Here is a 9,368-nt window from a genome sequence, read left to right on the forward strand (position 1 = left end):
TGCTCTTCGATCATGTCCAGGCTGTACGCATCTTTTTCGTGCGTCCAGTTCGTCAACTCCTCTTCCCACGCCGCCTTTTCCGCTTGCACGGTGGCGTAGCGCTCGTCGCGCGTGGCGTCGCAGTCGAGTGCCTTGCCATCGAGGCGAGCCAGGATGGCCTTGGCGGCCGCCTTGGCGTCGCCGCAGATACCCACGGAAATCTTTTTGACCAGGCCCAGCATCTTGTTGTCGGCATCGATCTGGATGATCTTGGCGTTCTTTGGCCAGTAATCCATGCCGTGCTGCGGCAAGGTGCCGAACGGACCCAGGCGCGAGCCTAAAGCGACGACGACGTCGGCCTTGGCGATCAGTTTCATGGCAGCTTTCGAACCTTGATAACCGAGCGGACCGCACCACAGCGGATGGCTGGCGGGGAAGGAGTCGTTGTGCAGATAGCTGTTGACGACGGGTGCGCCGAGGCGCTCGGCCAGCGCCTTGCACTCCTCTATCGCTTCGCCCATGACGACACCGCCGCCCGAGATGATCACGGGGAACTTGGCTTTCGCCAGCAGTTCGGCCGCGTCATTGAGGCTTTGTTCGCCGCCGGCGCCACGGTCCAGGCGGTTCGGCTTTGGAATCTCGGCCTTGATTTCGCCATAAAAATAGTCGCGCGGGATGTTCAGCTGGGTCGGACCCATTTCCGACATGGCGCGGTCAAAGCAGCGGCCCGTAAATTCCGCCATGCGGGCGGGATTGGTCACGTGACCCTGATATTTCGTGAATTCCTCGAACATCGGCAACTGGTTCGCTTCCTGGAAGCCGCCCAGGCCCATGCTCATCGTGCCCGTTTCCGGCGTGATGATGACGACCGGGGTATGCGCCCAGTAGGCGGCGGCGATCGCCGTCACGCAATTGCTGATGCCGGGGCCATTCTGGCCGATGACCACGCCATGGCGGCCCGAGACGCGGGCGTAACCGTCAGCCATGTGGCCGGCGCCCTGCTCGTGCACGACGGGGATCAGGCGGATGCCGGCCGGGGCAAAGATATCCATCGGGTCCATGAAGGCCGAGCCCATGATGCCGAACATGTCGGTCACGCCATTGGCGGCCAGAGTTTCCACGAACGCTTCGGAAGGCGTCATCTTTTGCGGGCCAACAGATATCGCGGCTGCGGCGGCTTTTTGGTCGGTCATGTCATTCATGGGTGTCTCCTGGTCTGTTGTAATGAACTGCAGTGTAGTGAGCAACTTATTTATCAAAAAACGGTATATTTTGTTCCGAAATTTGATATACAATTCAATTTAAGCGTTCGGCAATCAAAAGTCAAACAGAATTTCGAGGAAACGGTACAATTTGAGTTCGAAAATGAAATAACACTCAGACAGACAACCGAGGCCACCATGGACATGATTTCATCCCCAAAACTTGAGCCGGAAAAACTGGAAGGCGACACGCCCACGATGCGTTTGTTTGCTTTGCTGGAAGTGATTGCCGAAAAAGACCAGTTGCTGTCGCTGCAGGCGCTGGTGGAAGAAACGGGCTTGCCCAAGCCCACTCTGCACCGCATGCTGCAACAGCTGGAAAGCGTGGGCGTGCTGCAGCGTGAAAGCGATGGCCGCCACTACAGCACGGGCGTGCGCCTGCGCCGCCTGGCGTCGAACCTCTTGATTAACAACACGTTCCATGGCGCCCGCCGCATGGTCTTGCGCCAGCTGGTCGAGGAAGTGGGCGAAAGCTGCAACCTGACGGCCTTCAGCGGCAGCGAAGTGGTGTACCTGGACCGCGTGGAAACGGCGGCCCCGCTGCGCTTCTACCTGCATCCCGGTTCGCGCGTGCCGGCCCACTGTTCGTCGAGCGGCAAGCTGTTCCTGGCGCAAATGACCCCAGTGCAACGGCGCCGCCTGCTGGGCCATATGGAATTGACGCGCTTTACGGACAAGACGGAAACGGACCCCGTCAAGCTCGAGCGCGAACTGGAACTGGTGCGCCGTAACGGCTATGCGCTGGACGACGAGGAATTCCTGCCCGGCCTGCTGTGCGTGGCCGTGCTGGTGCCGAACCCGAACGGCCGCTCGAACCTGGCCGTGGCGATCCAGGCGCCCATCATCCGTTTGACGCACGACAAGGCTTTACATTTCTTGCCAGCACTGCAGCGCGCCGCGCAAGCCCTGGCCGCCATCGAATCGGAAACCATGCCGACGACGGGCGGGGACGACGACGCATTGCAAACCGGTCATTCATAACCGCCGTAGCGCCCATGCTGCGGTTTCACAGGAGAACAAGGTGCCAGATTCACGCCAACATCCCCCCGCCGCAGCGGCGCAAACCTTGCAGTCCGTGCGCAGCCTGTTCAATATCGACAGCGACCTGCTCGTGCCCGTCTTCACGGAGCGCGACCCGCACGTGCCCGACATCGATCCCGCCTACCGCTTCAACAAGGACGTCACCCTGGCGATCCTCGCCGGCTTCACCCACAACCGCCGCGTGATGGTGCAGGGCTTGCACGGCACGGGCAAGTCCACGCATATCGAGCAGGTGGCGGCCCGCCTGAACTGGCCTTGCGTGCGGGTCAACCTCGATGGCCACATCAGCCGCCTGGATCTGGTCGGCAAGGACGCCATCGTGCTGCGCGAACAGCAGCAAGTGACGGAATTCCAGGAAGGCATCGTGCCCTGGTCCCTGCAACGGCCCGTGGCCCTGATCTTCGATGAATACGATGCGGGCCGCCCCGACGTGATGTTCGTCATCCAGCGCATCCTCGAGCGCGACGGCAAGTTCACCCTGCTCGACCAGAACCGGGTCATCACGCCCCATCCCCACTTCCGCCTGTTCGCCACCTCGAACACGGTGGGCCTTGGCAACTTGAACGGCATGTACCACGGCACGCAAGTGCTCAATCACGCGCAGATCGACCGCTGGAACATCGTTGCCACCTTGAACTTCTTGCCGCAGGAGGAAGAAACGCAGATCGTCCTGGCGCGTGTCCCCGCCATGAACGACGAGGCAGGCCGCCAGCTGGCCGCCGCCATGGTGGCCGTGGCCAGCCTCACTCGCCACGGTTATGCGGCGGGCGACCTGGCTTGTCTGATGTCGCCAAGGACCGTCATTACCTGGGCGGAAAACTGCCAGATCTTCCGCGACCCGGCGCTGGCCTTCCGCCTGTCCTTCCTCAACAAATGCGACGAGGCCGAGCGGCCCATGGTGGCCGAGTATTACCAGCGCTGTTTCAATGAGGAATTGCTGGCGAGCCAGACATGAGTACGGAAACGACGGCGCCTGCCGCCTACACGCGCGAGCAGCAGGAAACGGATGAGTTGTGCGCGGGCGCCATCCGCGCCCTCAGCGCTTCTCCCTCGATACGCTACCGGGGCCGGCGCCTGCACGACGGCCACCGCCCGCTGCCCATCCACGCAGCCCATCTGCAGCCCGATGCGGCGCTGCAGGATTTGCCATCCTTGCGCGGCGCGGCCGACAGCGTGGCCCTGCGGCTGCTGCACACGGATGCGGCCTTGCACAAATCATTCTGCCCGGCGGAACCCGTGGCGCGGCTCGTGTTTGAATTGCTGGAACAGTTAAGGGTGGAAACGCTGGCGCCCGAGCGGCACGCTGGCGTGATCGGCAACCTGCGCCACCGTTTCACGGCATGGTCGCACGCGTTCTACGATTCCGGCCTGGCCGAGGGCGCTTCGGGCTTGCTGCTGTACACGGTATTCCAGATGTGCTGGTCGCGCCTGACGGCCAGGCCCGTGCTGGAAAAGACGGAAGATTTTATTGAAGCGACACGCTGGTCGGTGTCGTCGCAATTGAGCGGCGACCTGGCGGGATTGCGCCGCCACCGCACCGACCAGGCCGCCTTTGCGCGCCATGCGCTGGCCATCAGCCACGCCGTCGACGCCATGCTGAAAGACGCGCAAACGGCGCGCGATGGCGGCGAGGGCGATGCGGGCGACGCCAAGGCGCAGGCGGCCTTCAAGCTGCTGCTCGATTTCGACAGCGATAACGACAACCTGCCCGATGCCGCCCCGTTGGGCGAGAGCCGCGCCTTCAGCGATGGCGATGGCGGCTACCGCGCCTATTCCACGGCATACGACCGCGAAGAAAAAGCGGGCGAACTCGTGCGCCGCGCCCTGCTGCTCGACTACCGCGAGCGCATGGATGGCCGCATCGCCAGCCTGGGCATCAACACGGCCCGCCTGGCGCGGCGTTTCACGCAATTGCTGGCCGTGCCCGAGCGCGATGGCTGGTCGTTTGGCGAAGAAGAAGGATATATCGATGGCCGCCGCCTGGCGCAACTGATCAGCTCGCCATCCGAGCGCAGGCTGTTTCGCAAGGAACAATTCCTGCCGCAGGCTGATTGCCTCGTCACCTTTCTCGTCGATTGCTCCGGCTCCATGAAGACGCATGCGGAATCCGTGGCCGTGCTGCTCGACATTGTGCTGCGCGCACTGGACCAGGCCGGCGTTGCCACGGAGTTGCTGGGTTTTACGACGGGCGCGTGGAATGGGGGAAGAGCCAAGCGCGACTGGATGCGCGCCCGCTCGCCGGCGAATCCAGGACGCTTGAATGAACTCGTGCACATGGTCTTCAAGGATGGCGATACCAGCTGGCGCCGCGCGCGGCCCGATATCGCGGCCCTGCTGAAAGCGGATCTGTACCGCGAAGGCGTCGATGGCGAAGCCGTGGACTGGGCGTGTACGCGCATGCTGGCGCGCCCGGAACGGCGGCGCATCCTGCTCGTCGTGTCCGACGGTTGCCCGATGGATACGGCCACGAATCTCGCCAACGACGAGTTTTACCTCGCGCAACATCTGAAACAAGTGGTGGCGCGCCGCGAAGCGCAGGGCGCCATCGAGATTTGCGGGCTGGGCCTGGGCCTGGACCTGGGCGCCTACTACAGCCGCAGCCTGGCTACCACCCTGCCCGCCTCGCTGAACAATGAGCTGTTCAGCGAGATCGCGCAGTTGCTCGGTGGACGCAAACGTTAAGCCTTCAGCCCACCTCGTAGCGCACCGTGTGCGCTTCCATCGGCAGCGGGATTTCCCAGTTCCACAGCATGCCCTGCAGCTTTTTGTTACTCAGCGACGTGTCGCGCTGGCCGTTGCGCCGCAGTAATTCCTTGCGCGGCTGCTCCAAGTACACGAGCTCCACCTGCGCGTGGTACTTGTACAGCAGATTGAGCGTCTTTTCGCGCATCAACTTGGACAAGTGCGTGGCGTTCCACACGAACGGTTCGCCCTTGCGCAACAATTCGCGCGCCCGCTCTTCCGCATAGTCGCCCACCTGCCCTTCGTTCTTGCCGTGCTTCAAGCCCAGGGCCGTACGCGCATCGTCAAACGACACGACGGGCAGGCGCGGATGGTGCTTGTCCACCCACGTATTCTTGCCCGACGCGGGCAAGCCCGACATGACGATCACGTGCGAACCCGCTTCCTGGAACAGGGAATAATCGGGATGCGCCTCGGCGCCGCGAAAATATTTGACGCGCGTGTGATCGTCAACGAAAGCGCGCCGCTGGCCATAGCATCCTTCCTCGCGCGCCAGTTCGCGGAACAGCTCGATGGCGTCCAGAATGCGCTGCGGGTCGGGGCAGATACGTCCGCGGATATCGGCCTCGGCCAGCATGGCCAGCAAGCGGATATCGACTTGCCACGACAGTTCGCGTACGGTGAACTCGGGCGTGACGCCGCGCCGCGACGTTTCCAGCGCAAAGAACGGCACCTGGTGCACATTGATCAGGCGGCAGATTTCTTCGCGCGCGGCAAACGGCACGTCGCAATCCCACAGGGCGATGCGCGCATCGAGGGCGCCCTTGCGCGAGTGGCCGGGCTGGCCGATGGCGCCCGTCACCGGGTCGATCACCGTGGTGCTGCACTTGGCCACGTCGTGCAGCAAGGCGGCCAGGAACACGATTTCCTGTTCCGCGCGCGTGGATTGCTGATAGTCGGGCATGGCCAGCAAGGACTCCACCACCATCATCGTATGCGTCCACACATCGCCTTCCGCGTGATAGACGGGGTTTTGCGGCGTCGTCTTCGCCAGTTCCAGCTGCGGGAAGGCGGCCAGGCAAGCGTTGAAATCGGGCGACTGGCCAGGCATGGGCACCAGTTGCTGCAGGGTTTTCCAGTTCATTATTTTGTACTCCTTGAGAAAGCTGCCAGTTCGTCGAGCGAACGGCAAGTATGCAAGCCCAGGCTTTCCCACGTGACGAGCGGCTGCGGCGCGTACAGGTCGACGCCCTCGGCCAGCTGGTTGGGGATCAAGGGCCGCGTGCTGTGGTGCGAACCGCTGTCGAGGATGGTTTGCGTGAAGTCATGGCGCACCAGCTTGTAGCGGGCCAGCACCTGCTCGTCGTCTTCCACCTTCAGATATAGGCCTTCCGCGTGGTCGGACTTGTCCGTCTGCTTCCAGCACAGGTCCAGCGGCAGGCGCTCGCGCGCCACGGCGTGTTCAAAAGCGTCGCGCCACAGACTGGACTTGGCCAGCGAATGGCGCAGCAGCTGCCACAGCTGCTTCGGCGTGGCTGGCATCAACCCCGCATACAGCACGGGGACGGACAGCACGGGTGAGCCGGCCAGTATGGCGTGGCGGCGCGCCGTCGACAAAAACATCTGGCTGCGGCGGCAATACACGTCGAACTCGTTGAAGTAATGGGGCAAGCGGTCGTAAAACACGGAATGCTTGCTGTACGACCATTCGCCAAACAGCACATACTGGTCTTCCAGCATGGACAGCAAGGCGTGTTCATGCGCATGCGCCCACGGTTTCAACAGATTGAACTGGCGTTCGCTGCCGCCGCCCGCCAGGTAATGGCCGCGCGACTGCAGCAGCACCTCGCCCGCATCGCTGAACGACACGGCGGAGTTGGCGCCATCGATTTTCTCCTCGATGACGACATACTGGCCGGCCAGCTTTTTCACGGGCATCTGGTCCGAACCGTCGTCGCCATCCTGCAGGCGCGAGCCTTCCAGGTGCGGCGTGCGCGGGTATTTGAATAAGGGTAAAGATTGTAAAAACATAGCGTCCCACGCCGCGTTCACCGGGGCGTGTCCATACAGGGTCAGGGGTGCTGACGACGTGTTCGGGCGTGGACGATCAAGACCAGGGTCTCGGATGCGTGTGCGGGAAGAGCAAGAGCAGTGCCGCAGCAATCGGGGGCGTCAACGCGCCGAACGATGCTGCAAAGAGCATTTCGTCAGCGTTAGCAGGTGATGGCGAAGAAGCGAGGCACTTTTGGCTCCAATAAGGAAGAGGTTCTAGAAAGAACCGCGAATATAACGGCTGTTTGCATATTTTGCAAGCGCCGCACGCTTGGAGACTAGCCGAGCAATTGCGGCACGGCCGCCGCCATCAGGGAAAGACCGATGGCGGTCAGCACGGCAAACGCGATGCGGCGCATGCCGCGCTGGGCGATCGGCGGCGGGTAGCGCTTGCCGGCCATCGTGGCCAGCACGCCCACGGGCAAGGCCAGCGCACACAGCAGCAGCACTTTCGCGTCGAGCTGGCCCTGGCTGCCCGCCATCAGCGAACGTCCGCCCGCACTGATGGCGAATAAAAAGATCAGGCTGTAGCGGATGGTTTTCAAGCTCATTTCCTGGCGGTAGAACTGGTACACGAGCGGTGGTCCGGCCAGCGAGAACAGGCCGGAGAACAGGCCGCCGCACACGCCGCTGATGAAGAAGCTGCGCTTGTCGGCCGCGCCGGGGCCAGGTGGCGCTTGCAGCAAGATGCTGACGCCGCCATACACGATAGCCGCGCCCAGCAGCAGGTGCAGCAGCGGCGCATACGCCTGGTCCAGGTATCCCAATAGCAAGACACCGGCCGCCATGGCCGGCAGCAAGCCGATGCTGGCCGCGCGGATGGCACGCCAGTCCAGGTGGTGCAAGGCGCCCGGCAAGGCCACGAGGCAATTGGCCAGGGACAACAAACTGACGAGGGCCGCCAGCGCGGGCACGGGCGCCAGGCCCAGGCCGCTGGCCACGCCCATGACGATCATGCCCAGGCCAAAGCCCGTGACGGTCTGGAAATACGTGCCCGCCGCCACCACACCCAGCAGCGCCAGCACGGGCAAGCTGAACAACTCAGCGTCCACCCTGGGCCTGCACGGACGTGACCGCAATCACGTTATACACGTCAATCGCGCTGCAGCCGCGCGACAGATCGTTGGCCGGCTTCTTCAAGCCTTGCAGCAAGGGGCCGATGGCGACGGCGCCGCCCATGCGCTCGGCCAGCTTGTAGCCGATATTGCCCGCGTCGAGGTTCGGGAACACCAGCACGTTCGCGCGGCCGTTGACGACGGAATCCTTGACCTTGCGCTGGGAAATCTCGGCCACGATGGCCGCGTCCAGCTGCACGTCGCCATCGATGGCCAGCCGCGGACGCTGGGCCTTGACCCGGTCTGTTGCCGCATGCACCTTGTCGACGGCCGCGTGGTGGGCGCTGCCGCTGGTGGAAAACGACAGCATGGCCACGCGCGGTTCTTCCATCAGCAAGGCTTGGGCGCTGTCGGCGGCCGCCATGGCGATGTCGGCCAATTCCTCGGCTTTCGGATCAACAACGAGGGCGCAGTCGGAAAAGATGAAACCGCCCTTGAGGCTGTGAAAAGGTTCGCACAGCATCATCAGGAAAAAGCTCGACACGAGCTTGAAGGCCGGATCGACGCCGATGATCTGGATGGCGCTGCGCACCACGTCGGCCGTCGTGTGCACGGCTCCCGCCACGCAGCCGTCCGCGTCGCCCAGGCGCACCATCAGGTTGGCGTAGCACAGCGGTTCTTGCACGGCGATCCTCGCCTGCTCCACCGTCATGCCCTTGGCCTGGCGCAGTACGAACAATTGCTGGGCGTAGTGTTCCGACTCGCTGGACTGCGCCGGGTCGACCAGGCGCACGGCGTCCAGATCCAGCGCGTGTTCCTGCGCCAGGGCCAGGATGGCGGCCGGGTTGCCGACGATGGTGATGTGGGCCAGGCCTTCGGCAGCGGCACGCGCGGCCGCCTGCAATACGCGCGCATCGCCGCCCTCGCACAAGACGATATGTTTCGGCACGGCGCGGGCCTGGGCGATGATGCGGTGCAGGGCTTTCATGGCGACTCCAATTCGGTAAAAAAATGCCGGAACCATGGAAGCATGAGGCATGGTTCCGGCACATAAAAACCCGGCGCGATTGCCGGGGTCATACAAGGATCGGTCAGGGTGGTGTCGGATTACGCCGGATCGAGGCTAAATTCCGGGGTCAGACCCGCCGGGTCTGACCCCAGCTTTTTGCCGCTGGCTCAAGCAATCAAACGTAATCTTTATATTTATCCAGATGCCGCACAGGTTTGCTCAGCGCATCGCGGCGGAACGGGTCGCCCAGCTCGCGCGTGCACATGATTTCGATGATGGTGGTCTTGC

The 9,368-nt window shown here is 63.2% G+C and carries 8 protein-coding genes; 3 read left to right on the forward strand and 5 right to left on the reverse strand.

The window, feature by feature from the left end; all coding sequences use genetic code 11:
• Nucleotides 1-1,181, reverse strand: a 1,181-nt coding sequence (gene xsc / locus JAB6_RS21205; RefSeq protein ID WP_175444591.1) for a sulfoacetaldehyde acetyltransferase, incomplete at its 3' end; no start/stop codon positions are given.
• Between the two features lie 198 nt (nucleotides 1,182-1,379).
• On the opposite strand from xsc, the gene JAB6_RS21210 reads away from it, so the two are divergent.
• Genes JAB6_RS21210 through JAB6_RS21220 form a run of 3 tightly spaced genes read left to right on the forward strand, consistent with a single transcriptional unit; the run spans nucleotide 1,380 to nucleotide 4,964 of the window.
• Entirely contained in the window at nucleotides 1,380-2,222 is an 843-nt protein-coding gene (locus JAB6_RS21210; protein WP_034758582.1) for an IclR family transcriptional regulator, read from the forward strand.
• A gap of 40 nt (nucleotides 2,223-2,262) precedes the next feature.
• The gene (locus JAB6_RS21215; RefSeq protein ID WP_083292884.1) at nucleotides 2,263-3,237 is read left to right on the forward strand and encodes an AAA family ATPase; all 975 of its coding nucleotides are present in this window, start codon (nucleotides 2,263-2,265) and stop codon (nucleotides 3,235-3,237) included.
• Nucleotides 3,234-4,964: a cobalt chelatase gene (locus tag JAB6_RS21220; protein WP_070304422.1), complete on the forward strand. Its 1,731-nt coding sequence runs from the start codon at nucleotides 3,234-3,236 to the stop codon at nucleotides 4,962-4,964. The genes JAB6_RS21215 and JAB6_RS21220 overlap by 4 nt, the downstream gene beginning before the upstream one ends.
• A gap of 4 nt (nucleotides 4,965-4,968) precedes the next feature.
• Here JAB6_RS21220 and JAB6_RS21225 read toward each other — a convergent pair whose 3' ends face one another.
• From JAB6_RS21225 to pta, 4 genes are all read right to left on the reverse strand, one after another.
• Complete coding sequence (locus JAB6_RS21225; RefSeq protein WP_070304423.1) at nucleotides 4,969-6,108, reverse strand: AAA family ATPase; 1,140 nt, start codon at nucleotides 6,106-6,108, stop codon at nucleotides 4,969-4,971.
• Nucleotides 6,108-6,995, reverse strand: a complete 888-nt coding sequence (locus JAB6_RS21230; protein ID WP_070304424.1) for an RNA ligase family protein — start codon at nucleotides 6,993-6,995, stop codon at nucleotides 6,108-6,110. The genes JAB6_RS21225 and JAB6_RS21230 overlap by 1 nt, the downstream gene beginning before the upstream one ends.
• A gap of 299 nt (nucleotides 6,996-7,294) precedes the next feature.
• Nucleotides 7,295-8,056: a TSUP family transporter gene (locus JAB6_RS21235; protein ID WP_254671731.1), complete on the reverse strand. Its 762-nt coding sequence runs from the start codon at nucleotides 8,054-8,056 to the stop codon at nucleotides 7,295-7,297.
• Between the two features lies 1 nt (nucleotide 8,057).
• The gene (gene pta, locus JAB6_RS21240) at nucleotides 8,058-9,059 is read right to left on the reverse strand and encodes a phosphate acetyltransferase (RefSeq protein WP_070304426.1); all 1,002 of its coding nucleotides are present in this window, start codon (nucleotides 9,057-9,059) and stop codon (nucleotides 8,058-8,060) included.
• Nucleotides 9,060-9,368: the final 309 nt, after the last annotated feature.

The organism is Janthinobacterium sp. HH104, from assembly GCF_001758715.1.
GTDB classification, from domain to species: Bacteria; Pseudomonadota; Gammaproteobacteria; order Burkholderiales; family Burkholderiaceae_D; genus Janthinobacterium; species Janthinobacterium aestuarii.

What these genes read in the sequence shown, in the direction of transcription:
- pta (WP_070304426.1), bottom strand. Translation starts at nt 9,059, where the DNA reads ATGAAAGCCCTGCACCGCATCATCGCCCAGGCCCGCGCCGTGCCGAAA.
- JAB6_RS21230 (WP_070304424.1), bottom strand. Translation starts at nt 6,995, where the DNA reads ATGTTTTTACAATCTTTACCCTTATTCAAATACCCGCGCACGCCGCAC.
- JAB6_RS21220 (WP_070304422.1), top strand. Translation starts at nt 3,234, where the DNA reads ATGAGTACGGAAACGACGGCGCCTGCCGCCTACACGCGCGAGCAGCAG.
- JAB6_RS21225 (WP_070304423.1), bottom strand. Translation starts at nt 6,108, where the DNA reads ATGAACTGGAAAACCCTGCAGCAACTGGTGCCCATGCCTGGCCAGTCG.
- JAB6_RS21210 (WP_034758582.1), top strand. Translation starts at nt 1,380, where the DNA reads ATGGACATGATTTCATCCCCAAAACTTGAGCCGGAAAAACTGGAAGGC.